General features: G+C 72.9%; 28 protein-coding genes. 13 read left to right on the top strand and 15 right to left on the bottom strand.

Features of this window, described 5'->3' with window-relative positions; genetic code table 11:
• The first annotated feature begins 85 nt into the window (after positions 1–85).
• Both AGRA3207_RS32310 and AGRA3207_RS32305 read left to right on the top strand, forming a co-directional pair.
• A complete protein-coding gene (locus AGRA3207_RS32310) occupies positions 86–262 on the top strand; it encodes a hypothetical protein (RefSeq protein ID WP_231330905.1) in 177 nt (58 codons plus the stop codon).
• 65 nt (positions 263–327) lie between these two features.
• The gene (locus AGRA3207_RS32305) at positions 328–963 is read left to right on the top strand and encodes a CGNR zinc finger domain-containing protein (protein ID WP_231330904.1); all 636 of its coding nucleotides are present in this window, start codon (positions 328–330) and stop codon (positions 961–963) included.
• Between the two features lie 18 nt (positions 964–981).
• Here AGRA3207_RS32305 and AGRA3207_RS32300 read toward each other — a convergent pair whose 3' ends face one another.
• From AGRA3207_RS32300 to AGRA3207_RS32290, 3 genes are read right to left on the bottom strand one after another with little or no spacing between them, the layout of a single operon-like run.
• Complete coding sequence (locus AGRA3207_RS32300) at positions 982–1122, bottom strand: hypothetical protein (RefSeq protein ID WP_231330903.1); 141 nt, start codon at positions 1120–1122, stop codon at positions 982–984.
• On the bottom strand, positions 1119–1358 hold the full coding sequence (locus AGRA3207_RS32295; protein WP_231330902.1) for a hypothetical protein: 240 nt from the start codon (positions 1356–1358) through the stop codon (positions 1119–1121). The genes AGRA3207_RS32300 and AGRA3207_RS32295 overlap by 4 nt, the downstream gene beginning before the upstream one ends.
• 54 nt (positions 1359–1412) lie before the next feature.
• A complete protein-coding gene (locus AGRA3207_RS32290) occupies positions 1413–2648 on the bottom strand; it encodes a helix-turn-helix domain-containing protein (RefSeq protein WP_231330901.1) in 1236 nt (411 codons plus the stop codon).
• 241 nt (positions 2649–2889) lie between these two features.
• Between AGRA3207_RS32290 and AGRA3207_RS32285 the strand changes: the two genes are divergently transcribed.
• Positions 2890–3339, top strand: a complete 450-nt coding sequence (locus AGRA3207_RS32285; RefSeq protein WP_231330900.1) for a hypothetical protein — start codon at positions 2890–2892, stop codon at positions 3337–3339.
• Between the two features lie 226 nt (positions 3340–3565).
• On the opposite strand, the gene AGRA3207_RS32280 is transcribed toward AGRA3207_RS32285, so the two are convergent.
• The gene (locus tag AGRA3207_RS32280) at positions 3566–4114 is read right to left on the bottom strand and encodes a carboxymuconolactone decarboxylase family protein (protein ID WP_231330899.1); all 549 of its coding nucleotides are present in this window, start codon (positions 4112–4114) and stop codon (positions 3566–3568) included.
• Between the two features lie 117 nt (positions 4115–4231).
• Here AGRA3207_RS32280 and AGRA3207_RS32275 point away from each other — a divergent pair, with 117 nt between their 5' ends.
• Complete coding sequence (locus AGRA3207_RS32275; RefSeq protein ID WP_231330898.1) at positions 4232–4882, top strand: MarR family winged helix-turn-helix transcriptional regulator; 651 nt, start codon at positions 4232–4234, stop codon at positions 4880–4882.
• A gap of 38 nt (positions 4883–4920) precedes the next feature.
• On the opposite strand, the gene AGRA3207_RS32270 is transcribed toward AGRA3207_RS32275, so the two are convergent.
• From AGRA3207_RS32270 to AGRA3207_RS32260, 3 genes are all read right to left on the bottom strand, one after another.
• Positions 4921–5964 carry an aromatic ring-hydroxylating oxygenase subunit alpha gene (locus AGRA3207_RS32270; RefSeq protein WP_231330897.1) on the bottom strand — a complete coding sequence of 348 codons (1044 nt, stop codon included), beginning with the start codon at positions 5962–5964 and terminating at the stop codon, positions 4921–4923.
• A 62-nt stretch (positions 5965–6026) separates the two neighbouring features.
• Positions 6027–7052: a hypothetical protein gene (locus AGRA3207_RS32265; protein WP_231330896.1), complete on the bottom strand. Its 1026-nt coding sequence runs from the start codon at positions 7050–7052 to the stop codon at positions 6027–6029.
• The gene (locus tag AGRA3207_RS32260; protein WP_231330895.1) at positions 7037–8023 is read right to left on the bottom strand and encodes a DMT family transporter; all 987 of its coding nucleotides are present in this window, start codon (positions 8021–8023) and stop codon (positions 7037–7039) included. The genes AGRA3207_RS32265 and AGRA3207_RS32260 overlap by 16 nt, the downstream gene beginning before the upstream one ends.
• Here AGRA3207_RS32260 and AGRA3207_RS32255 point away from each other — a divergent pair.
• Entirely contained in the window at positions 8022–9413 is a 1392-nt protein-coding gene (locus tag AGRA3207_RS32255) for an aminotransferase-like domain-containing protein (protein WP_231330894.1), read from the top strand. The genes AGRA3207_RS32260 and AGRA3207_RS32255 overlap by 2 nt on opposite strands.
• Positions 9414–9445: 32 nt before the next feature.
• Here AGRA3207_RS32255 and AGRA3207_RS32250 read toward each other — a convergent pair whose 3' ends face one another.
• Both AGRA3207_RS32250 and AGRA3207_RS32245 read right to left on the bottom strand, forming a co-directional pair.
• A complete protein-coding gene (locus tag AGRA3207_RS32250) occupies positions 9446–9799 on the bottom strand; it encodes a VOC family protein (RefSeq protein ID WP_231330893.1) in 354 nt (117 codons plus the stop codon).
• On the bottom strand, positions 9796–9999 hold the full coding sequence (locus tag AGRA3207_RS32245; RefSeq protein WP_231330892.1) for a hypothetical protein: 204 nt from the start codon (positions 9997–9999) through the stop codon (positions 9796–9798). The genes AGRA3207_RS32250 and AGRA3207_RS32245 overlap by 4 nt, the downstream gene beginning before the upstream one ends.
• 101 nt (positions 10000–10100) lie before the next feature.
• Here AGRA3207_RS32245 and AGRA3207_RS32240 point away from each other — a divergent pair, with 101 nt between their 5' ends.
• From AGRA3207_RS32240 to AGRA3207_RS32225, 4 genes are all read left to right on the top strand, one after another.
• Entirely contained in the window at positions 10101–10736 is a 636-nt protein-coding gene (locus tag AGRA3207_RS32240) for a CGNR zinc finger domain-containing protein (protein ID WP_231330891.1), read from the top strand.
• Positions 10737–10758: 22 nt separating this feature from the next.
• On the top strand, positions 10759–11337 hold the full coding sequence (locus tag AGRA3207_RS32235; protein ID WP_420830814.1) for a GNAT family N-acetyltransferase: 579 nt from the start codon (positions 10759–10761) through the stop codon (positions 11335–11337).
• A 72-nt stretch (positions 11338–11409) separates the two neighbouring features.
• Positions 11410–13065: an MFS transporter gene (locus tag AGRA3207_RS32230; RefSeq protein WP_231330890.1), complete on the top strand. Its 1656-nt coding sequence runs from the start codon at positions 11410–11412 to the stop codon at positions 13063–13065.
• Positions 13066–13098: 33 nt separating this feature from the next.
• Entirely contained in the window at positions 13099–13965 is an 867-nt protein-coding gene (locus AGRA3207_RS32225) for a 1,4-dihydroxy-2-naphthoate polyprenyltransferase (protein WP_231330889.1), read from the top strand.
• A gap of 241 nt (positions 13966–14206) precedes the next feature.
• On the opposite strand, the gene AGRA3207_RS32220 is transcribed toward AGRA3207_RS32225, so the two are convergent.
• Positions 14207–14884: a uracil-DNA glycosylase gene (locus AGRA3207_RS32220; protein ID WP_231330888.1), complete on the bottom strand. Its 678-nt coding sequence runs from the start codon at positions 14882–14884 to the stop codon at positions 14207–14209.
• Between the two features lie 111 nt (positions 14885–14995).
• On the opposite strand from AGRA3207_RS32220, the gene modA reads away from it, so the two are divergent.
• Positions 14996–15775, top strand: coding sequence for a molybdate ABC transporter substrate-binding protein (gene modA / locus AGRA3207_RS32215; RefSeq protein WP_231330887.1), 780 nt, complete (start codon positions 14996–14998; stop codon positions 15773–15775).
• A gap of 326 nt (positions 15776–16101) precedes the next feature.
• On the top strand, positions 16102–18150 hold the full coding sequence (gene ftsH, locus AGRA3207_RS32210; RefSeq protein WP_231330886.1) for an ATP-dependent zinc metalloprotease FtsH: 2049 nt from the start codon (positions 16102–16104) through the stop codon (positions 18148–18150).
• 55 nt (positions 18151–18205) lie between these two features.
• Here ftsH and AGRA3207_RS32205 read toward each other — a convergent pair whose 3' ends face one another.
• Positions 18206–19066, bottom strand: a complete 861-nt coding sequence (locus tag AGRA3207_RS32205; RefSeq protein ID WP_231330885.1) for an SCO6745 family protein — start codon at positions 19064–19066, stop codon at positions 18206–18208.
• A 143-nt stretch (positions 19067–19209) separates the two neighbouring features.
• Between AGRA3207_RS32205 and AGRA3207_RS32200 the strand changes: the two genes are divergently transcribed.
• Complete coding sequence (locus AGRA3207_RS32200) at positions 19210–19881, top strand: Uma2 family endonuclease (protein WP_231330884.1); 672 nt, start codon at positions 19210–19212, stop codon at positions 19879–19881.
• Between the two features lie 72 nt (positions 19882–19953).
• Complete coding sequence (gene sigJ, locus AGRA3207_RS32195; RefSeq protein ID WP_231330883.1) at positions 19954–20835, top strand: RNA polymerase sigma factor SigJ; 882 nt, start codon at positions 19954–19956, stop codon at positions 20833–20835.
• 30 nt (positions 20836–20865) lie between these two features.
• Here sigJ and AGRA3207_RS32190 read toward each other — a convergent pair whose 3' ends face one another.
• The 4 genes from AGRA3207_RS32190 to AGRA3207_RS32175 are packed head-to-tail and all read right to left on the bottom strand — an operon-like array spanning position 20866 to position 23663.
• Positions 20866–21384 (bottom strand): transglutaminase-like domain-containing protein, encoded by a 519-nt coding sequence (locus tag AGRA3207_RS32190; protein WP_231330882.1) that lies wholly within the window; start codon positions 21382–21384, stop codon positions 20866–20868.
• Positions 21381–22118 carry a 4-hydroxy-tetrahydrodipicolinate reductase gene (dapB, locus tag AGRA3207_RS32185; protein WP_231330881.1) on the bottom strand — a complete coding sequence of 246 codons (738 nt, stop codon included), beginning with the start codon at positions 22116–22118 and terminating at the stop codon, positions 21381–21383. Before dapB ends, AGRA3207_RS32190 begins: the two co-directional genes overlap by 4 nt.
• Before the next feature lie 31 nt (positions 22119–22149).
• Entirely contained in the window at positions 22150–22569 is a 420-nt protein-coding gene (locus AGRA3207_RS32180; RefSeq protein ID WP_231330880.1) for a phage holin family protein, read from the bottom strand.
• Positions 22566–23663 carry a class II histone deacetylase gene (locus AGRA3207_RS32175; protein ID WP_231330879.1) on the bottom strand — a complete coding sequence of 366 codons (1098 nt, stop codon included), beginning with the start codon at positions 23661–23663 and terminating at the stop codon, positions 22566–22568. Before AGRA3207_RS32175 ends, AGRA3207_RS32180 begins: the two co-directional genes overlap by 4 nt.
• Between the last annotated feature and the right edge of the window lie 5 nt (positions 23664–23668).

The raw sequence follows: 23668 nt of genomic DNA, 5'->3' as shown, positions 1-23668 counted from the left end.
GAGGACCGGGGGCCCGGAGCAGGGGACCCGTCCGCCGCTCCCCGCCGGGTCCGAACCCCGCCAGCGGGATGGAGGTCGAGCCGACATGCGAGTACGACCGAACCAGACCGAGCCGAAACCCCTGATCACCACCCGGGCCCTCGTCATCATCATCGCGGCGATCGGCGCGGCGGCACTGTGCGCCGCCGCCCCGGACGCCGCCATCCCGATCGGCGTGGGCGTGGGCGTCATCACGCTCCTCGTCCAGATCGTCCGGGACTGACGACCGGGTCCCCGGCACCGCCGGGGACCCGGTCCACCGACGATGACACCGGTTATGGTGGTTGCATGCGTGCGACTGCGACCGGACGGGTGCTGCACGACCCCAAGGGCGGGTCGTTCCGGTTCGACGCCGGCGCGGTCTGCCTGGACTTCGCCCACACCGGCGGCGAGGGCCGCTACGCGGTGTTCGAGACCCTCCACGAGCCCGCCGACCTGGGTGGATGGCTGGCCCAGCCGCCGCTCGGCGCCGTCCTGACGGTTCCGGCGACGACGCGCGATCTCATCGCGGCCAAGGCTCTCCGCCAGGCGATCTGGGACGCCGCTCACGCGCAGGCGGCACACCGCCCGCTTCCCGCCACCACGGTGGCGGCCATCAACCGCGCCGCGGCCGCGGCGCCGCTGGCCCCCGCGCTGACCGCCGCCGGTACCGCGGAGTGGGCGGCCCCGGTGCGGGCGGCGCAGGCACTGTCGGCGCTGGCCCGGGAGATGATCGAGCTGCTGTCGGGGCCGCTCTCCGCCCGCATCCGCGAGTGCGCGAGCGACAACTGCCCGCTGGTGTTCGTCGACTCCTCCCGTCCCGGCGCCCGGCGCTGGTGCTCGATGGAGCGGTGCGGCAACCGCCACAAGCTCCGCGCCCTGCGCGCCCGACGGGACGCGGCGGCCCACTCCCCCGGCGAGGAGAACACCCCACCGCGTCCCTGAAGGATCGGCGCCCCGCGCTCAGCGGCGCGGCGCGTCCGAGAGCAGGAACCGATGGGCCTGCGCACGCATCAGCTCGAAGTCCCAGTCCGGCGCCGCCCGGACCCACCACCACAACTCAGGGGACAAGAACACCGCGCTGCCCCGGTACCGCCTGCTCACAGCCCCGCCTCCCGCTCCGCCTCGGCGACCTCCCACAACCGCTCCCGCAAGAGCGCGGCCGTATCCGCATCGACCTCGGTCACGACACGCACGCCCCGCCATCCCTTCACCGGCGGCCACCGGATCGCCCACCAGCGCCCCGTGTCACGAGTCAAGATCATTGACCAGCCCGGAAACTCCGCCTGAAGCTCCGCCTTCGCCGTTTCATCGTCAATATCGAGGTGCTTCTGCGTCACGCGTCCCAGGTTCGGTGCGGCCACCCCAGACCGAGGACAGAAAGCTGTCCCTACCTAAACCAGCAATCCAATCCGATCCGCCAGCTCTCGGGCATTTCGCCGTAGCCCGGCCGGGCCGTCCGCCAGCTCCTTGGTCATGCGCCTGGCGTGGGTGTTGTAGCGGATCGTCTCCGGCGCCTCCCTATACGCCTGTTCCAGGGCATGCAGCTCGACGCGCTGGTCCCCGGCGATCCGCCACGCCCGCGCGACCTCGATCAGGTGACGGCCCCGGCGCGGCTGCGAGGGGATGGCGACGGCACCGGCCCGCTGCGCCTGCTTGCGCGCCTCCCCGCCCTGCCGGAGTTCCACGGCGACGGTCACCGCATGAGCGCCCATGATGACCCTGGAGAAGGACGTCATCGGGTCGTAGTGGGCGGCGGGAAGGCTCTGGGCGATCCGATCGGCCTTGTCCCACCAGCGCCAAGCCGTGGCGCTCTGCCCCGCACACGCCGCCGTGTACGCCACCTCATGATGCAGCGCCCCCCACATCGCGCGCAGATCGTCGTCCGCCTCCTGGATGTGGGGTGCGATCAGCTCCAGGCCCTCGCGGTTGAGCGTCTCGGCGGCATCGAAGTCGCCCGCGTCGCGGTGCGCCTGGGCCGCCAGCCACACGGCACCACCGAACGCCTTGGGGCTCCCCGACTCTTCGGCGGCCATAAGGGACCGCTCGACGACCCGCCACAACAGGTCCGCCGACGGCTGGTAGGCGATGAAGAACTGCGCCAGGTTGTAGACGCCCGCGAGAACCGCGAGCGCCCGCCGCCGGTCGTCGCCCTGGTACTCGCGGACGGCGTGCTTGGCGTCGCGGATCAGCCCGGGCAGCAGGCCGCCGACGACCGTCCGGTGATGGGGGCTGGCGTGCCGGGCGCGCCACGCGGCATCGAGCCGCGCGCGCAGGTGCCCGAGCGGGTCCGGCGGCCCGGACGCGGAGACCGCGACCGCGTTGATCGCGTCGCGGACACCGGCCAGCGCCGGATGCCCCGGGCCCCGGAACATGGTCATGGGCAGGGGCCCGTCCCCGCCGGTGAGGGCGGACACGTCCCGCAGTCGCAGCGCCTCCGCCAAGGCCAGGACGGCGGGGATCTTCAGTTCCTGGATCTCGCCGCGCTCGACCGCCTTGACCCATCTCGTGCTCTTACCGACGAGGCCGCCGAGCACCTCGCGGCTCATCCCCTGCCGCTGCCGGAAGAACCGCACCCTCTGACCGACGGTCAGGCCGGGGTCGGCGGGATCGATGTCACGGTCGCCCATGCGCCATGCACCTCCGGGGAGTTCGACCTTTCCAGGCTACGGGGAGGGGGTCCTGGCGTCAGCGGGAACGGGGCAGGTCTTTCGCGGCGCTGAAGCCGGGCGGCGCGGGACATGTAAGGCCAGGTCAGCACGTGTTTGGACAGTTTGGCCAAGTGCGGACATGGTGATCTTCTTGATGTCGCACCGGCGATGATCGTTAATCGATGGAGAACGAAAAGGACATCGATCTGGGGAGGATCGAATGAAATTACGAGGATCTCGTCGGCTCGCGGTCATCGCGGGGACGGCGGTGCTGGCCACCGCTCTGGGCGGCGCGCCTGTCGCGTCCGCCGATCCCGCCGAGGACGGCTGCGGCCCGGAGGTCGAGCTCGGCTCCGTCCTGTACAAGGGGTGCAGTGACGCCCTGCTGGTGGACAACGGCCAGTACGGCACCATGGCGCTGCTGTACGCGCAGAACCGCGGCATCGCCGAAGTCCAGGTGTCCGTGAGGATCGAACGCTGGAACTACACGACGAGCGCCTGGGAATTCGATTCCGGCGGCTCGAAGCCGATCGCGGCGGGTGGGGACACCCGCTACTTCAGTCCGTCCAACATCTGGTCGTGCGGGCAGGACGCACGCGAACGGGTACGGGCGACCACCGCCGTCGGGACCGGAGACTGGTCCGAGGTGGTCACCCCGGCACCCTGCTGATCGAGCGGCACATCCATCGATCCGCTTCCTACCGACCGGCCGCGTCCGTTGACGCGGCCCTCCCACCGCACGTGTTCCCGCTGGTCTCGGCGCCCTGGGCATGGCGCATCCCAGACCGGGCGGAGTTCGAGGTAGCGCGGTGACCGGACCCCCGCGCACGGGCCATTCCCACCTTGCAGGTAGGTGGTCGGTGCCGTGCGCGGGGGGGCCGGGCGCCGGAGGTGTGTCAGTCCTCGGCCCAGGGCACCGGGACCGCGGGGAAGTCGAGATCGGTCTGTGCGACGGAGTTGAAGTAGTTGGTGAAGACGTTGAGGGCCACCGCGCCGACGATCTCACCGATCTCGCCGTCGCCGAACCCGGCGGCGCGCACCTCCGCGAGGTCCTCCTCATTGACGAAGCCGCGCGTGCGGACGACCCGGCGGGCGAAGCGCAGCGCGGCGGCTGCCCTGGGGTCTGCGGCCTCGCCGCGTGCGTTGGCGCCGATCTCCTCGTCGCTGAGCCCGGCGCGGGCGCCGAAGGTGGTGTGCGCGGCCAGGCAGTATCCGCATTCGTTCTCGGCCGCCAGCGTCAGGGCCAGTTGCTCGCGCAGGGTCGCCGAGAGGTGTCCCCCGGCCAGGGCGCCGCTGAAGGCCAGATAGGCGTCGAGGACGGCGGGGGACGTGGCCATGGTGAGCAGCATGTTCGGCCTCGACCCCAGGGCCTGCTCCACGCGGTCGAGCAGGGCCGCGGCGCGGGGTTCGGTGGTGTCCGGGGGGACAGCCGCGAGTCGGGACATGATCCGCCTTTCTCGATTTACTGAGGAATCCTAAGCTTAGGTGTCCTCAGTAAAGTAGGGAGCCGGTTCCCATCGTGTCAAGGCTTATGCTTAGGACTGCTGAGGATCGGAGGGAACGTGCAGGCCGAGGGCGAACTGCCGATCGACACCGCCCTGCCCGTGGCGCACGGTGGCGGGGATCTCGACCGCCGGCTGGTGGCCGCGCTGGAGCGCGCCGGTCACGTCGTCCGCACGCTGCTGTGGCGGCAGGCGTACGCGAACGGGCTCAGCCCCATCCAGACGCAGCTGCTGATGCACCTGGTGGGCCGTGCCCGTCCGCCGCGGGTCGGCGAGCTCGCCGCCGAGTTCGACGTCACGATGGCGACCATGAGCGACGCGCTGGCGGCGCTGCGCCGCAAGGAACTGGTCCGGCGCGACTCCGATCCGGGTGACCGCCGCAGCCACGTCTTCTCCCTCACCGAGACCGGTGCCCGGCTCGCCGCCGACCTGGCGCACTGGTCCGACCCGGTGACCGGGTGGCTGGCCGCCGAGCCGGAGTCCGACAAGGCCGACACGCTGCGCTTCCTGCTCGACCTGGTCGGCCGCCTCCACGACACCGGCGTGCTCGCGGTCGCCCGCACCTGCGTGACCTGCCGGTTCTTCGTCCGGGACGCCCACGACGACCCGGCGCGCCCCCACCACTGCGCGCTGCTCGACACGCCGTTCGGGGACGCGGCGCTGCGCGTCGACTGCGCCGAGCACCAGGAGCGCGATCCGTCGAAGGCGTGAGGCGATGCCCGTCAGGCGATGCCCATCAGCAATGCCCGTCAGGCGTCGGCCGCGGAGTCGGGTGCCGGCGCGTAGAACCGGCGCGCCCAGCGCCGGTAGACGCCGATCCCCTCGTCTCCGTGGGTCAGGTGGGGGTGGTCGAGGTGCCGCTGGTGGTTCCAGATCGGGACGTCCTCACGGACGACCTTGACGGCGAGCCGCAGGAAGATCCAGGCGAGGACCTTGTTCGCCAGGGTCACGCGGCGGCCGCCGATCATGCAGGCGAACGCCACCCGCACCCGGGTGCGCCCGGGGTCGACGGGCGTGGCCGTGATCCACAGGTGCAGGGTCAGGCGCGGCCGGGACACGCGGATCTTCGTCCGCAGGCATCCGAGGCCCTCCAGCCACGACGAGATCTCCGAGCCGGTGAACGGGCGGGCCCATCTCCGGTCGGCGACGGACATGCGCATCTGCGTGTGCAGCCTGTGCCCGTCGGGTTCGACCACGAGCGGCTCGGCCGAGCGCAGGCCGTGGAGCGCGCTCAGATGCCGGTAGTCCACGAGGTTCTCCGAGACGTCCTGCACGTGGGCGCGGAGCCGGGTCGTCCAGCAGGAGGTCGGCGCCAGGTCCGCGCCCAGTGAGCGCGGGGGTTCGAAGCCGGGGGTGCCGTCTCCGCCGTGCCAGGCGAACACGAATCCGTCGCTCTCGGCCACCGGATGGTGTTCCAGCCGTCCGCGGATCACCGCGCCGTCAGGGGCTCCGGCGCAGGACCCGTCGGGGGCGAAGGCGAAGCGGTGGAAGGGGCACACGAGGTCCTCTCCCTCCACCTTGCCGCCGTGTCCGAGGTGGGCGCCCAGGTGAGGGCAGTGCGGCCGTACCGCGTGCGCGCTCCCGGAGCGGGTGCGGTAGAGCACGACGTCCTCCCCGGCGAGCCGCCGCCGCAGCACCGCCCCGCGGGCCAGCTCACTGGACAGCGCCAGGGCGAACCATCCGCTCGGATAGTCCAGAGCATGCTCGCGGCCGGCCGCAGCGCGGCGCCGCCGCGGCCCGGTCCGGGCGGAGGCCGGGACCGCACGCGCCCGGTGATCGGTTCCGACGTCCATAACCGCCCATTACCCGTGACCGTCTCACTGCACACGGTGACGAGCGGGTCCACTTGGGTGTCCTAGAAGACCGGGATGATGTCCTCCGGGTCGATGACGGTGACGTCCACGCCGGAGATGTCGAGTTCGGGGATGGCGGGGAACTCGATGCCCCAGCGTTCCACGATCGCGCGGACGCGGGCTATGGCCTGTTTCCAGTTCTCCGCCTGCTCCTCGAAGGACAGGACGCCCAGGCCCGCGTCGCGGGCGTGGGCCATGAGGACCCGGTGGTTGGGAAGGAAGTAGGGCGGCAGCTCCCAGAAGCCCTCGGGCGGCTCCCAGAGGATCATCGACAGGAACACGAACCCGGCGCGGAGCTGCTTGGTGATCTGGCCCTTGACGTCGTCGGTGAGGCCCGGCCACTCGTTCTCCAGGATCGTCATGCAGATCTGCAGGTGGCGCGACTCGTCCCGGCCGATCCTGGCGAACATGTCGCCGAACAGGGGGTGGCGGGTGCCCGAGGCCATCCCGCGAAAGAGGGTCGAAGCGGCCATCTCGCCCATCATGAAGCTGGTGAACAGCACGGCGAGCGAGTACTTGCCGACGGCGGACTTGTAGCCGTGCCAGTAGCGGCCGCCGTTGTGGTACAGCCACCCGATGTTGTTGTGCGCGGCCTTCTCCAAATCCGTCCTCGGGTTCCACGCGAGGGGGCCGCCCGGCCAGATCGCGGCGATGGAGCGCTGGCAGCACTCCTCGTGGTTCATCTCGTCCCGGGTGATCGAGAAGAAGCACTTGCGGACGGGGTCCTCCTCGTGCTGCTCGAACGCCTGGATGGTCGCGCGGGCGAACACGGCGGGGCCCGAGGCGTCGAAGTTGGCCAGGACGGCGAACCAGTACATGATGCCGAGGCGCTGCTCCGGCGTGTGGTCGCCGGGGCGGAGGGCGTCCCAGGGCAGGTCGGCGGGGTTCCAGACGGTGCGTTTCGACTTCTCGTAGATGGCGGCGAGCTTGTCGGTCTCGACCCTCCACTCCATCGGGTAGATGTTCGGCTGCGGGATCTCCGGGGCGGGCCAGAAGCCGCCCTCGGGGATGGTCAGTTCGTCGGCCATGCGCTGCTCCTCGAAAGCCGCGGCGCGGTGACGTCGTCCCTGTCCGTCACGGCGCGCGAGTCGTCTCGGATACGGCGTACCCGCGTCCGCTGGGTCAGTGCGACGCAGACGAGGACGCCGACGGCGGCGAACGCGGTGGTCGCGTCGATCCGCTCGTCCAGGAAGACGCCCGCCCAGACCAGGGTGAGGACGGGCTGGGCCAGCTGCACCTGGCTGGCGCGGGCGATCCCGGCGCGCGCGAGGCCCTCGTACCAGGCGAAGAAGCCGAGGTAGGCCGAGAAGGCGGTGACGTAGCCGAAGCCGAGCGCGGCGCGTCCCGTCCAGTGGGGGCCGGTCGTGGCGAGCAGCCAGGCCGTGACGGGGACGGTGACCGGCGCGGCCAGCACCAGCGCCCAGGAGATCACGCGCCAGCCGGGCATGGCGCGGGTGAGCCGGGCGCCCTCGGCGTATCCGGCCGCGGCGGCCAGCAGCGCGGCGAACAGCAGCAGGTCGGCGGCGGTGACGGACCCGGCGCCGCGGACCAGCGCGAAGCCGGTGACGCAGGCCGCACCGGCGCCACTGGCCAGCCAGAACGCGCGGGACGGCCGCTCCCCCGCGCGCAGGACCGCGAGCACGGCGGTCGCGGCGGGCAGCAGGCCGATCACCACCGCCGCGTGCGCGGACGAGGCGCCGTGGTCGAGCGCGAGCGTGGTCAGCACCGGGAAGCCGAAGATCACCCCGGCGCACACGACCGCCAGCCCGGCCCACTGGCCGCGGTGCGGCGGACGGGCCCGCACCGCCACGAGCGCTACGCCCGCGAGCGCCGACGCGGCGGCGGAGCGTCCGATGCCGATCAGGTAGGGGTCCAGGCCGTCCAGCCCGAAGACCGTGGCCGGGAAGGTGAACGAGTAGATCAGGACGCCCAGCGCCGCGAGCCAGAGACCGCCGAGCGCTATCCGCGTGGAGGCAGTAGCGCTATCCTCATTTCTCATGCAACACGATAGCAGTGTGCTCTCCCTGGCCGATCGGCTGCGTGCCGAGGTGCGCCGCCTGGGGCCCGGTGAGCGCCTGCCGTCCAGCCGCGCGCTGGTCGAGCGGCACCGGGTCAGCCCGGTCACGGTGTCGCGGGCGCTGGCGCTGCTGGCCGCCGAGGGGCTCGTGGTGACCCGTCCGGGCAGCGGCACGTTCGCCGCCGAGCGCCCCGTGCCCGCCGCGGGCCCGGCCGACCTCGGCTGGCAGGCGGTGACCCTCGGGGACCGCTCGGTCGACGCGGCCGGGGTGGCGGGGCTGCTCACCCCGGCACCGGAGGGCGCGTCCGCGCTCAGCGGCGGCTACCTGCACCCGACGTTGCAGCCGGCGCGCGCACTCGCGACGGCCGCGGCACGGGCCGCGCGGCGGCCGGACGCCTGGGAGATGCCGGCGCTCGGCGGGATGCCGGAGTTGCGCGCCTGGTTCGCCCGGGCGGTCGGCGGCGGCGTCGTCCCGTCCGACGTGGTGATCACCAGCGGCGGGCAGCAGTCGCTGACGACGGTGCTGCGGGCGCTGCTGCCGCCCGGCGCGTCCCTGCTGGTCGAGTCGCCGACCTACCTGGGCGTCCTCGCCATCGCGCGGGCGAGCGGGATCCACCCAGTGCCGGTCCCGGCCGACGATGACGGCGTCCGCCCCGACCTGCTGGCCGAGGCGTTCGCGATGAGCGGCGCGCGCGTGCTGTACTGCCAGCCGACCTTCGGCAACCCGGCGGGGACGGTGCTGCCGCCGCGGCGGCGCGAGCAGGTCCTCGCGGTGGCGCGGGCGGCGGGCGCGTTCGTGGTGGAGGACGACTTCGCGCGCCACCTCGGCATCGACCCGCCCCCGCCGCCGCTGATCGCGCTGGACGGCGAGGGCCGCGTCGTGCACATCGCCTCACTCACCAAGGCCACCGCGCCGAGCCTGCGGGTCGCGGCGGTCATCGCACGCGGCCCGGTCGCGGAGCGGATCCGCGCGACGCAGCTGGTGGAGGAGTTCTTCCCCGCCCGTCCCCTGCAGGAGACCCTGCTGGAGCTGGTCAGCTCCCCCGGCTGGCCGCGTCATCTGCGCGCCGTCCGCGCGGCGCTGCGATCGCGGCGCGACGCCGTCCTGTCCGCGTTCGCACGCGACCTGCCGGAGCTGCGCCCGAACCGCCCGGCCGGCGGGTTCCACCTGTGGGCCCGCCTCCCGGACGGCGTCGACGACGTCGAGCTGGCCGAGGCCGCCCTGCGGGCCGGCGTGCTCGTCAGCGCCGGGCGCCCCTTCTTCCCCGCCGAGGCGCCGGCGCCCTATCTGCGCATCAGCTACGGGACGGCCGCGAACGAGGCCGAGCTGTCCGAGGGCGTCCGCCGCCTCGCCGCGGTCGTCCGCCGCTGACGCACCGGCGCGTCCGCCGCGCCGTCCCGCCCTCAGTGCAGGGTGGTGAAGCAGAACTCGTTGCCCTCGGGGTCGCGCCAGACCCGGAACGGGTACCGCGGGTCGCCCATCGGCCCACCGGCGGGCGACGCGCCGAGTGCCGCCGCACGCTCGCCCGCGGCGTGTATGTCGGGCACGTCCAGGTCCAGGTGCAGCCTGTTCTTGATCGTCTTCCGCTCGGGGACGAGCTGGAACGACAGGAGCGGGCCGCCCTCGCCGAGCGGCCCGAGATCGAGCCAGTCGTCCTCCCGGCACGTCTCCTCCATGCCGAGCAGCCCGCCCCAGAACGCCGCCATCACGTCGAGGTCGGCGCAGTCGATGACGATGTTGGTCACCTTCGGGGTCACCGGGCACCCCCGGACCGCGCGCGGCCGAACCGGTGCGCGATGCGCTCGGAGTCACGGGCGCGGGCCGCAAGGCGCGCCTCCACGATGTCGGCGTGCAGCCGCGCGTACTCGTGGCGGGCGCCCGGGTACCGGTGAGGCAGGCGGCCCGCCAGGCTGGCCAGATAGGGCAGCGCGTTCATCCGTCCTCCGTTCGTAGACACCAGCTAAACCGTAACGCTGGTGTTGGATCGTTGCAACCACCGAAGGACGAACACCGGTGTCGATATTGGTAGGGTGGATCGCGAACAGGTCAGGAGGGCTCATGGCCGAGGCTCGTCCCGGCGAGGGCGCCGCGGCGCTGTTGCGGGACTTCGTCAACACGCTCGACGTCGACTCCGGCACCGACGGGCTCGCGACGCCCGCCCGGCTCGCCGAGTGGCTGGCCGGGCACGGTCTCATCCCCTCCGGGGCGGCGGCCGGGGAGTCCGACCTGGCCGGGGCGATCACGCTGAGGGAAGGGCTGCGCGCCGCGATGCTGGCCCACCACGGCCCGCCCGTTCCTGCCCCAGACAGCCTTCCCCCGGGCAGTCCCGCCCCTGACGGCGGCGGACCGGCCGACGGCCTGGACGGTGCCCTCGCCGCACTCCCCCTGCGGATCGGGCTCACGGGCCCCCGGCCCGCGCTCGTCCCCCTCGGCCCGCCCGGGACGGCCGCCACCGCCCTCGCCCGCCTCGCCGCCGCGATCATGGAGGCGTCGGCGGACGGCACGTGGACCCGGCTGAAGGTCTGCCAGGAGGACACCTGCCGCTGGGCGTTCTTCGACACCTCCAAGAACCGCTCCCGCGCCTGGTGCTCGATGCGCGTCTGCGGCAACCGCACCAAGACCCGCGCCTACCGTGCCCGCCGCCGTCCGCCGTCCGGCGCGGAGCCGGGCACGGGTGCGGCGCCCCCGCGCTGACCGGCGCGCTCTAGGGTGGACGGTGATCCCCGACGAGAGGACACCCGACCTCATGGCCGATGTGGGCGTGCGCCCCGCACGGCGCGCGGACGCCGCCGCCGTCGCCGACATCCAGGTGCGCGCGTGGCGGCAGGGCTACCGCGACCTCCTCCCGGCGGGCGTCCTCGACCGCGTCACCGGCGCCGAGGCGCTGGCGGCGTGGCGGCAGCGGTGGGCGGAGGCCGCGGCGTCACCGCCGAGCCCCAGGCACCGGCTGCTGGTGGCGGTCGCGGCGGACCTGGTCGTCGGGTTCGCCGCGCACGGCCCGGCCGAAGACGCCGACCTCGACCCGGCGGTGACGGCGGAACTGGTGGCGCTGCTGGTCGACCCCCTGCACGGCCGTGCAGGGCACGGCAGCCGGCTGCTGGCCGCGTCCGCCGACCTCCTCCGCGAGGACGGGTTCGCAACGCTGATCACCTGGGCGTTCGAGGACGACGAGGTCATGCGGACGTTCCTCGGCTCCGCGGGCTGGGCCCCCGACGGGACCGCCCGGACGCTCGACATGGGCGAGCCCGTCCGCCAGATCCGCCTCCACACCGACATCCGGGGTGACGGCACGTGACACACCGTGTCCCGGGGACCTTTCGCAGGGGTCGGTGAGCGGCGCGGCACGTCCGGCCATATCTTTGAAGTCGTGCCCGAGTCCACTTCCCTGACCCCGCCGCCGCAGGCCACGGCGGGGACGCCGCGCACCGGCCGCCGCCGCTGGCTCGGCATGGTCGTCATCAGCCTGGGCGTCTCGCTCATCGTTGTGGACGCCACGATCGTGGGCGTGCTCCTGCCCCGGATCGTCACCGACCTCGGCCTGACGACCACGGACGCCGAGTGGGTCACCTCGGTCTACTCGCTGGTGTTCGCCGCGCTGCTCATCCCCTTCGGCCGGGCCGGGGACCTGTTCGGGCGGCGGCGCCTGTTCGTCACCGGGGTCGCGGTGTTCGCCGCGGCGAGCCTGCTCGCGGCCGTGGCGGGCGGCGGCGGGGCCCTGATCGGCGCGCGCGCCCTGCAGGGCGTCGGAGCCTCGATGATCCTCCCGGCGACGCTGTCGACGGTGAACGCGATGTTCACCGGACGGGACCGCGCCGTCGCGTTCGGGATCTGGGGCTCGCTGATCAGCGGCATGGCCGCGCTCGGCCCGCTCGCGGGCGGCGCGCTCGCCACCGGGGGCGGCTGGCGCTGGGCGTTCGGGGTGAACCTGCCGCTCGGCGCCGCGCTCATCGCGGGGGCGCTCACGCTGATGCCCGAGACGCGCAGGGAACGCTCCGGCAGCGCCCGCCGCGAGATCGACTGGGTGGGCGGGCTGCTGTCGGCACTCGGGCTCGGCGCCCTGGTGTGCGGGCTCATCGAAGGCCAGGCGTACGGCTGGTGGACGTCGACACGTCCGTTCTCGATGGCCGGGCTCGACTGGCCCGAGTCCGGGCTGTCGCCGGTCCCGGTCGTCCTCGGCCTCGGGATCGCGCTGATCGCGGCGCTGGTCGTCGTCGAACGGGCGCGGGCCGCCGCCGGACGCGCCGTGATGCTCGACCTGGAGCTGTTCCGCATTCCCAACTTCCGGCACGGGAACCTGGCCTCGTCGCTGATCAGCGTGGGCGAGCTGGGGCTGCTGTTCGTCCTGCCGCTGTTCCTGCTGGGCGTGCACGGGACGTCGCCGCTGCAGATCAGCGTCGCGATCCTGCCGCTGGCGATCGGCGCGTTCCTGTCGGGCGGCTACGCCGGCCGTCTGGCGAACCGGCGCGGCGCGCACCGGGTCGTGCAGATCGGCATGGTGCTGGAGGTCGCCGCGGTGGTCGCGCTCGGCCTGACCGTCTCGGCGTCCACGACCGGGTTCGGGCTCGCGCCGTGGATGCTGCTGTACGGGCTGGGGCTCGGCCTGACGTCCGCGCAGCTCACGAACGTCTCGCTGGCGGACGTGCCGCCCGCGCTGGCCGGGCAGGCGTCCGGCACCCAGTCCACCGCCCGGCAGGTCGGCTCCGCGCTCGGCATCGCGCTGATCGGGACGGTGTTCGCGACGAGCCTCGGCGGCGCGATGACCGACCGGCTCGCCGGTTCCGGGCTGCCGCCCGAACGGCAGGCCGCCGTCGCCCGCGAGCTGCGGGAGAGCGCCGGGACGTACGGGCGCGACCTGCACCGGACCCCGGGCATGGCCGTCGAGGCGCGGGCCGCCGACTCCAGCCTGGCCGTCGCGACCAGGCACGGGGCCCTGGCCACCGCCGCGATCCTGGCGCTCGGGCTGGCCCTGTCGCTGCGGCTGCGCCCGAGCACTCATGATCATCGGGAAGAATCAAGGGGTTAGTCCCCTGTCGTCCCACGAGAACACGCGGTAACTGTGGCCACGCTCTCCCAATGGGTCGCCGGATCCCGGCCCCGCACCCTGCCCACGTCCCTCGTCCCCGTCGTCGTCGGAACCGGTGTCGCGATCGGTGAGGACCACGCCGTCTGGTGGCGCGCCCTGCTGGCCGCGTTCGTCGCGCTCGTCCTCCAGATCGGCGTGAACTACTCCAACGACTACAGCGACGGCGTCCGCGGCACCGACGAGGACCGCGTCGGGCCGTTCCGGCTCGTCGGCTCGAGGGCGGCGCCGCCCAAGCAGGTCCTCGCGGCCGCGCTCGGCAGCTTCCTCGCCGCCGCCGTCGCCGGGCTCGTCCTCGCCGCGGTGACGACGTGGTGGCTGCTCCTGGTCGGCGGCGCGGCGATCCTGGCGGCCTGGTTCTACACCGGCGGCAAGATCCCCTACGGCTACCGGGCGCTGGGCGAGATCTCGGTGTTCGTGTTCTTCGGCCTGGTCGCCGTCGTCGGGACGGTCTACGTCCAGGTGGAGGGCCTGCCCTGGGAGGCGTGGGCGGCGGCCGTGCCGATCGGGCTGCTGGCCTGCGGCCTGCTCGTCGCCAACAACCTGCGCGACATCCCCACCGACCGGGTCGCGGGCAAGCGGACCCTCGCCGTCGTCCTCGGCGACCGCTGGACACGGATCATGTACGCCGTCTGCACCGCGCTGCCGTTCATGATCGTCCTGGCGCTGGCGGCCCCGCACCCGTGGGTGCTCATCGCGCTGCTGGCCGCGCCGCTGTCGGTGCCCCCCACGCAGAAGGTGCTGAACGGCGCGTCCGGCCCCGCCCTGATCCCGGTCCTGGGCGAGACCGCCCGTCTCCAGATCGTCTACGGCGTCCTGCTCGCGGTCGGCCTGGCCCTCTGACCACGATCGCCCCGATGGCCGCGGTCATCCGGAGCTTGCCGTCCGAGAACCTCAGCCGTCACGCGAGCGCGCTACCAGCCCGCCGGGGCGAAGCCGGAGGCGAGCCCCGACGGGATGATCGCGAAGCGATGACGCGCTCGCCCAAGCACGGTCAAGCGGGCGAGCCGCTAGGCGAGCCCGCTTGGGCCGGGATTGCAATGAACACAGCCGCCAGGCGAGCCCCTCTGGGCCGGGATTGCCGTTAGGACCGCCAGTCGATCTCGGGTTGGCCTGCGTCGACGAGTGCCTTGTTCACGGCGCTGAAGGGGCGGGTGCCGAAGAACTTCTTGGCGCTGAGCGGGCTCGGGTGCGCCGACTCGATCACGGTGTGCTGCGGGCCGGTGATCAGCCGGGCCTTCTTGCGGGCGTAGGCGCCCCAGAGGACGAAGACGACCCGGTCGGTCTTGTCGTTGAGGGCGCGGATCGCGGCGTCGGTGAAGTCCTCCCAGCCCTTCCCGGCGTGCGAGCCCGCGTCGCCGGCGCGGACGGTCAGCACCGCGTTGAGCAGCAGGACGCCCTGGTCGGCCCAGCGGGTGAGGTCACCGGACGTGGCGGGCGGGATCTCCAGGTCGCCGGCCAGCTCCTTGTAGATGTTGCGCAGCGACGGGGGCAGCCGCACCCCCTCGCGGACGCTGAAGCTGAGGCCGTGTGCCTGGCCGGGGCCGTGGTAGGGGTCCTGGCCGAGGATCAGGACGCGGGCCCGGTCGAAGGGGCAGTGCCGGAAGGCGTTGAACAGGTCCTCGCGCGGCGGGTAGATGGTCTGCCCGTCGTACTCCCCCGCCACGAAGGCTTCGAGCGCCGCGGTGGCGAGCGGGTCGAGCAGCGGGTCGAGCCGCTCCCGCCAGTCGCCGGGCAGCTGTTCCATCAGGTCGAGGGGCATCGTCGGGCCTCCGGAAGGGGGATCTCGGTTGGCCCGAGATTAGCCCGCGGCACTGACACGCCAGGCCGGAATCACGGGAGCCGATGCCCCTCCACCCTAAGATCTGGTCATATGCCCGACTCCCCCGGTCGGCGGCGTCTCCGGGCGCCCGCCCTGCTCGCCCTCCTCGCCCTGCCGGTCCTCCTGGCGGGCTGCGGCGGGTCGTCCGGGCCGGTGACGCTCACCGTCCTCGCGGCCTCGTCGCTGACGGAGGCGTTCAGCGAGATGGGCGTGGCCTACACGCAGGCGCATCCGGGTGTGCGGCTGCGGTTCGAGTTCGGCGGCTCGCAGGAGATGGCCGAACGGCTGTCCGACCATGATCCCGGTGATGTGCTGGTGACGGCGGACGCGGAGAGCATGCGGGAGGCCGACCGGTACCTGACGGGGCCGCGCCCGATCGTCGCCCACAACTCCCTGACCATCGCGGTCGGGCCGGGGAACCCGCGGCGCATCCAGGGACTCCAGGATCTGACGAGGCCGGGACTGCGGGTCGTGGTCGGCGCCGGGACCGTCCCGGTGGGCCGGTACACGCGGCAGGTGCTGGGACGGGCCGGGCTGACCGTCCGGTGGAGGTCGGAGGAGATCAGCGCGCGCGCCGTGCTGGACCGTGTCCGTGCCGGGGAAGCCGACGCTGGGCTCGTCTACATCACCGACCTGGCCTCCGCCGGGGCCGCTGCGAGCAGCGTCCCCATTCCGGCGAGCCTGAACGTCACGGCGGCGTATCCGGCGTCGGCGGTGAAGGACGGCCCCCACGAGGACGCGGCGGACGCTTTCGTGTCCTGGCTGGTCACGCCCGCCGCGCAGAGGCTGTTCAACAAGTACGGCTTCGCGAGTCCCGGGACGGCGCGCTGACGGCCCGTCGCCGCCCCGCTGAACCGCTCGCCCTGGGTGAGGCGGACGCGGCCGGGCCCGGCGGGCTCGATGCGGAAGTAGTGCTCGCCGGCGGATCATGATGGCCTCTCTGGTTAGCTTGATTCGCTTGTTAGCTAATCTCTTTACCTGAGAGGCTAGCTAAGGACATTAGCTTTGGTGGGCGGGGAACGTCCTGGATCCGCGCGCCGTTTACCTCGCGGAGCCCGGCCGGGCTCCCGTGACCCGCGTTCTCGCGGTCGCGCATCCGGGAAAATCTTGATCACCCGGCCCGGGGGCCGGGTGGGTGGACGGGGGGAATGTCAGTCGTGCCGTCCAAGCGACCCGCGCCGCAGCCGAGCGAGGCGAGGGCGCGCCGTGCAGGTCCCGGCGAGCCCGACAGACGCCAGTCGGTGCCGCCCCGCAACGATCCCGACCAGCCGTGGCGCGCCGAAGGGGTGCCCGAGCGGCGCCCGCGGCGGCGGGTGCCCGGCCTCGGCGGCGGCTGGAGGCCCGGCCGCAACACCTCCCTGTTCTGGCTGCTCCTGCTGGTCGTCTTCGGGCTCAGCTACGCCTCGATGCACATCACCGGCAAGCAGGAGAAGGTGACCGTCCCCTACACGGCGTTCACCCAGCAGGTGTCCGCGGGGAACGTCAAGGACGTCTACACCAAGGGCTATCAGATCCAGGGCAAGCTCAGGAGCGCCCAGCAGGTCCCCGGCCAGGGCGACGCGAAGAAGACCTACACCGCGTTCGAGACGCTGCGTCCCGCCTTCGCCGATGACAAGATCTACACGGAGATGGTCGCGAAGGGCGTCCAGGTCGAGGCCAAGCCGGTGAACGAGGACCGCGGGCTCCTCGCCAACCTGATGCTGTCCCTGCTGCCGACGTTGCTGTTCGTCGGTCTGTGGATCGGCGTGATGGTGTGGCTCCAGCGCCGGATGGCGGGCGGTGGCGGTGGCGGCATCATGGGCGGCTTCGGCCGGTCCCCCAAGCCCGTCCGGCCGGACGAGAAACGCGCCACGTTCGCCGACGTCGCCGGGATCGACGAGGTCGAGGCCGAGCTCAGCGAGATCGTCGGCTTCCTCAAGGACCCCGGCAAGTACCGCCGGATGGGCGCCCGCGTCCCCCGCGGCGTGCTGCTGACCGGCCCGCCCGGCACGGGCAAGACGCTCCTCGCCCGCGCCGTCGCCGGGGAGGCCGACGTCCCGTTCTACTCCGCCGCCGCGTCGGAGTTCATCGAGATGGTCGTCGGCGTCGGCGCCGCCCGCGTCCGCGAGCTTTTCACCGAGGCGCGCAAGACCGCCCCGTCCATCATCTTCATCGACGAGATCGACACCATCGGCCGGACCCGCGGCAGCGGCGCCAGCATGGGCGGGCACGACGAGCGCGAGCAGACCCTCAACCAGATCCTGACCGAGATGGACGGCTTCTCCGGCTCCGAGGGCGTCGTCGTCATCGCCGCGACCAACCGCCCCGACATCCTGGACGCCGCGCTCATGCGCCCCGGCCGGTTCGACCGGCAGGTCGCCGTGTCCCCGCCCGACCTGGAGGGGCGGATCGCGATCCTGCGCGTCCACACCCGTGAGGTGCCGCTCGCCGCCGACGCCGACATCACGGCCGTCGCCAAGATGACGCCGGGCATGACCGGCGCGGAGCTCGCCAACCTCGTCAACGAGGCCGCCCTCCTCGCGGTGAAGCGGGAGAAGGGCGCGGTCGACATGGCCGACTTCCATTCCGCGCTGGAAAAGGTGCAGCTCGGCACCCGCCGGTCCGTGGTCATGCCCTACGAGGAGCGGCGCCGGACCTCCTACCACGAGTCCGGGCACGGCCTGCTCGGCATGCTCCAGCCGGGCGCCGACCCCGTCCGGAAGATCACGATCGTGCCGCACGGCCGCGCGCTGGGCGTCACCGTGTCCACCCCCGAGGGCGACCGGTACGCCTACGACGAGCGCTACCTGCGCGGCCGCATCATCGGCGCGCTCGGCGGGATGGCCGCCGAGGAACTCGTCTTCGGCGTGATCACCACCGGCTCCGAGAGCGACCTGGAGCAGGTCACCAAGATCGCGCGGGGCATGGTGGGCCGCTGGGGCATGTCCCAGCGCGTCGGCCCGCTGTCGATCCTGCCTCCCGACGGCATGGACCCGATGGGCCAGTACGCCGCGCAGGGCACCCTCGACGCGGTCGACCTGGAGGCCCGGCGCATCGTGGACGAGTGCTACTCCGAGGCCCTGGACACCCTCCGCGCCCACCGTGACAAGCTGGACTCCCTCGCCGGCGTCCTCCTCGAACAAGAGACTCTGGACGAGGAGGCCGCCTACGCCGCGGCCGGCATCGTCCGCACCGTCCCGGTCGACATCTCGAAGGTCCCCGGGTGACGGCCGAAGGCTGACGGTCGGGGGGCAACGGCCGGGGTCAACGGTCCGGCTGCGGTCAGTCCGGCCGGGGCACGCCGATCGGATTGGGGAAGGGCATGTCGCCCCTCTCCGCGACGGACCTGGTGAACGGCACGAGCGCCCGGTGGAGGGCCTCGGGGTCGTCCAGTGCCCGGAAGGGCGGCTCGGCGAGGGCATCCGTGCGCCGCTCGATCTCCTCCTTGAGGGCCCGGCCGTCCGCGGTGATCCCGTCGCCGTCCACGAGGCCCCGGTCAGCGAGCGCGGTGACGGCGTGGTCCCAGTCGTTGTGTGACCAGCCGCGGCTCTCCCGCAGCCATTGCGCCGGAACGTTCCCCGCCGCAGCGGCCAGGACGTTGGCCTGCAACCCGCTGAGCCCCTCGGACGTCAGCACCGCCACGTGCCCGTCGCCCCGGTGCTCCCGCAGCGACGTCGCCAGCTGCCAGAGCGCCTCCACGGGCTCGTCCGGCACGTCAAGGTCCCGGTTGGCCGCGAACAGCGCACGCCCGGCCCCGTCCGCCGCCTCGACGACCGTCCGCAGCGGCCCGACCACGTCCGGCGCCACGTCCTCGATGCCCGGCGCGATCCGCCGCAGCGCCTTCGCCGCGGCGCGGCCCCGCGCCCGCAGGATGCCGTCCGGCGACGCGAACGTCCACGCGTCCGGCACGGCACGCCGTACCCGCTCCGGATGGAACCCGAAGAACGTCGCCTCGATCACCCCGGGCCCCACCGCGCCGAGCGGCGCGCCCCGGCTTCCGAAATACCCCATCCAGAAGCCCCTGAGGCCGACGTCCTTGCTCGCCTCAAGGCACTCGGGCGAGAAGTAGGTCACCGCGTGCAGCGGCTCCAGCACCGTCCACATACGCCGCGCGACCGGCCCGTCCGCGTGATCTCGTCCCACACCGCCGAACGCTAGGCCCGCCCCCACCACGGCACAACCCCGGCCCCACGCTGTTTCCCGTCCGGATCACGGATTCTGGGTACGCTGACTACCCAGGGACTCTACGATGATGGGAGCCGAACGTGACGGAGGAGTCACCTAAAGTGAGCATCGTCGCCACCAGTCACCATTATCGCGAGCTCCCCGATACCCCCTACAACCTCTGGATGCGGGACGAACTCGCCGACCTGCTGGAGCTTCCCCACGACGGCACCCGAGCCGAAATCATCGATGGGGAGATCGTCGTGTCGCCAGGGCCGGACATCGCCCACAACTTCATCGTCCAGGACATCTGGCACGCCTTCTCGGCGGCTCGTGTCGTGGACGCGTCGTTCCCATGGCGCTGCGTCGCCACCCAGGATGTGAACCTCAGCGAGATCCACGATGGCTACATCCCGGACCTCTGCTTCCTTCGCCAGGAGACCGCCGCCGGCATCCGGCGGGCACAGATCAAAAAGGCCCTCCCGGAACACCTCGGCCTCGTGCTGGAGGTCACCTCCCCGACCAACGCCTCCGACGATCGCCTGCCGGGGAAGCGGCGGGCGAAGCCGACCAAGTGGAACGGGTACGCGCGGGCGTGCATCCCCTACTACCTCCTGGTCGACCGTGACCCGGAGGTCGCGCAGGTGACCCTGTACAGCGAACCCGAGTTCGCCGTCTGGGAGTACAAGGAGTCGACGAGCTGGGCGTTCGGGGAGACCATCGCCCTGCCTGAGCCCTTCGCCCTGGAGATCCCCACGGACGAGTGGGAGCCCTGGCTGCGCCACGGTTTCTGAGGCCGCCTTGTCACATCTCCGCGGCCTGGCTCGTCAGACCACCGACACAGCCGAGCGAGGGGGACGTGGCGGATGGACGAGCGGGACTTTCTGGCGGAGCGGTTCGAGGCGCACCGGGGGCATCTGAAGGCCGTCGCGTACCGGATGCTGGGTTCGCTGGCCGAGGCGGACGACGCCGTGCAGGAGGCGTGGCTGAGGCTCAGCCGGACCGACGCCGACGCGGTCGAGAACCTGGGCGGGTGGCTGACCACGGTCGTCGGGCGGGTCTGCCTGGACATGCTCCGCTCGCGCACCTCCCGCCGTGAGACCGTGCTGGACGAGCGGCTTCCCGACCCGGTGATCAGTCCCGCGGACGGGGTCGACCCGGAGCAGCGGGCGCTGCTGGCGGACTCGGTCGGGCTCGCGCTCCTGGTCGTGCTGCAGTCCCTCGGGCCCGCCGAGCGGCTGGCGTTCGTCCTGCACGACATGTTCGCGGTGCCGTTCGAGGAGATCGCGCCGATCGTGGGACGGTCCCCCGCCGCGGCCCGGCAGCTGGCCAGCAGGGCCCGGCGGCGGGTGCGGGGCTCGGTGCCGGTGCCCGAGCGCGACCTCTCGCGCCAGCGGCAGGTCGTGGACGCGTTCCTCGCCGCCGCCCGCGGCGGCGACTTCGAGGCGCTCGTCGCGGTCCTCGACCCGGACGTGGTGCTGCGCGCGGACCAGGGCGCCGTCCCCGGGGGCGGCTGGACGGAGATCCACGGCGCGGAGGCCGTGGCGGGGCAGGCGCTCCTGTTCCGGCGGGCCGCGTTCGACGCGCGGCCGGCGCTGGTCAACGGCACGGCCGGGACGGTCAACATCGCCGGTGGGCGGCCGCAGTCGGTGCTGTCCTTCACGATCGCGGACGACCGGGTCGTGGCGATCGACATCCTCGCCGACCCCGGCCGGCTCGACGGCCTCGACCTCACGAACCTCCGCTGACGCGGCCCTCCGCGCGACGTCCCGGCGTGGTCAGCCGAGGGTGGTGGGGAGGGTGGCGGATTTCAGCGCGTCCAGGACGGCGGGCGGCGGGACGGCGTGGACCGTGGGCAGGATGGGCGTGTCCGGGTAGGCGAGGCGGTCCTCCGAGGCGGAGAAGGCCAGGTCGGTGCCTCGCGGGTCGAGGCGGACCCACCGGTCGTCGACGAGGATGGCGGTGAGGCCGTGCAGGACGTCGAACCGCTGGTAGCACAGGCCCGCCTGGACGCCTCCGGCGCGGAGCAGCGCGACGTAGGCGTGGGCCTTGGCGAAGCAGAGGCCGGTGCCCTGCGCGAGCGCGTCGGACGCCCGCCACGCCGTCGCGTCGAGGGAATGGGCGATGTGGTCGCGGACATACTCGAACGCCGACCGGGCGTAGGCGATGTCGTCGCCGGTGCGGAGCCGCGCGGCGGTCGACTGGACGAGCGGATGCTCGATGTCGATCGCCTCGGACGCCCCGAGGTAGTCCCACGGGTCGGCGGCGAAGTCCATCGCGGGCCGAGGGTCCGTCACAGGCCGAGGAGCGACTCGATGCCGAGGGTGAGGCGGTCGGGACGTCCGGCGACCTCACGGACGGCGAGCAGCACCCCCGGCATGAAGGACGCGCGGTTCATCGAGTCGTGGCGCATGGTGAAGATCTCGCCGTGGCCGCCGAGGAGGACCTCCTGGTGGGCGACCGCGCCGGCGAGGCGCACGGCGTGGACGTGCACGCCGTCCACGTCCGATCCGCGGGCGCCGTGGAGGCCGGAGGTGGTGGCGTCGGGCGAGGGCGCGACCCCCGCCTCCGCGCGGGCGGCGGCGATCAGCTCGGCGGTGCGGTGGGCGGTGCCGGACGGCGCGTCGGCCTTGTTCGGGTGGTGCGTCTCGACGATCTCGACGGACTCGAAGAACGGTGCGGCCTTCTGCGCGAAGTGCATCATCAGGACGGCGCCGACGCCGAAGTTGGGCGCGATGATGACGTTGCCCGGCGCGTCGGTGAGCCAGGAGCGGACGGTGTCGAGGCGGGAGGCGTCGAAGCCGGTGGTGCCGACGACGGCGTGGAGGCCGTTCTTGACGCACCACTGGAGGTTGTCCATGACGACGCCCGGGTGGGTGAAGTCGACGACGACGTCCGCCGCGGTGAGGGCGTCGAGCGCGTCGCCCTCGTCGACGGCGGCGGCGAGCTCAAGGTCGTCCGCGCCCTCCACGGCCCGGCACACCTCGCCCCCCATGCGGCCCCGTGCGCCCAGCACCCCAACCTTGATCACGTGTTCCCCTCCCTGCCGGCGTGCGTCGAGCCTACCGGTCGGGGGCGTCGTCCCCGACGCGGTCCCCGCCCACGAACAGGTTGAGCAGCCAGCTGACGACGCCGATGATGATCGCGCCCCAGAACGCGGGCCAGAACCAGTCCACGTGGAAGGGCAGGTCCAGCTTCTCCGCGATCCAGCTCGTCAGCATGAGCAGCGCCGCGTTCACCAGCAGGGCGAACAGGCCGAGCGTGAGGATGTAGAAGGCGCAGCCGAGCACCTTGATGACCGGTTTGAGCACGGCGTTGACGACACCGAAGATGGCCCCGACCGCGAGGAGGGTCAGCGCCCGCTCGCCGGTGCTCCCGGCGGTGAGGTCGATGCCGTCCACCACCGCCTGCGCCACCCACAGCGCCACCGCGGAGATCACGATTCTGATAAGGATCTTCACCTGGGGCCGATACCCGATCATGGGCGCGGTCTAACGGCCTCCGGGTCGAGGGCCGCGGCGGCGCGGTCCACCGCTTCCCGCTGGTGGGCGGCGAGGTCCTGGCCGGGGACGGTCAGCAGGGAGCCCAGGAAAGGGTCGGTGACGGGGGTGCGGACGCCGGAGAGGGTCTCGACGACGGCGAGGCCGCAGAAGGGGACGTACTCCGGGGAGTAGCCGCCCTCGTGGGCGACGACGACCGGGGCGCCCAGGGACAGGACGCGGGAGGTCAGCCACCGGTACGCGTCGGAGTGCAGCGACATCCGGGCGAGCGGGTCGAACGCGCTCGCGTCGAAGCCGGAGGCGACGAAGACCAGATCGGGCCGGAACGCCCGGACGGCGGGCTCGACGACACGGTCGAACGCGTCCAGGTACGCGCCCGAGCCCGAGCCCGCCGGGAGGGGGACGTTCACCGTGAACCCCTCCCCCGCGCCGATGCCGCGCTCGGTGACGGCACCGGCGGCCTCGGGGAACAGCCCGTCCTGGTGCAGCGAGACCGCGAGCACCCCCGGGTCCGCCTCGAAGATCGCCTGGGTTCCGTTGCCGTGGTGGACGTCCCAGTCGACGACGGCGATCCGCCCCACCCCGCGCGAGCGGGCGTGCTCGGCGGCGACGGCGATGTTGCCGAACATGCAGAATCCCATGCCCCTGTCCGGCAGGGCGTGGTGCCCCGGCGGGCGGACGAGGGCGTAGGCGTTGGAGACCGTCCCGGACAGGACGGCGTCGACCGCGGTGATCACACCGCCTGCGGCGAGCGCCGCGATCTCGTAGGAGCCGCGGCCGAACGGCGAGCCACCGTCTCCGGCGTCACCGCCACCGGACTCCGACAGTTCCCGCATCCGGGTCACGTGCGCCTCGGTGTGGACGCGCAGCAGCTCGTCCTCGGTCGCCGGACGCGGCTTCAGCGGCACCAGCGCGTCCAGCAGCCCGCTCACCTCGACCAGGTTGCGGAACCGCCGCTTGGTGCCGGGGTGGTCGGGGTGCCGCAGCGGCTCCAGGTGATCGGCGGACGCGCCGAGGGGCGCGGTCCCGGTGTCGTGCCAGAAGTACCGCTCGTGGCACACCCACCCCGTCGCCATGCCGG

Source organism: Actinomadura graeca (genome assembly GCF_019175365.1).
GTDB lineage: Bacteria > Actinomycetota > Actinomycetes > Streptosporangiales > Streptosporangiaceae > Spirillospora > Spirillospora graeca.
This window is presented reverse-complemented; position numbering and strand designations above follow the sequence as displayed.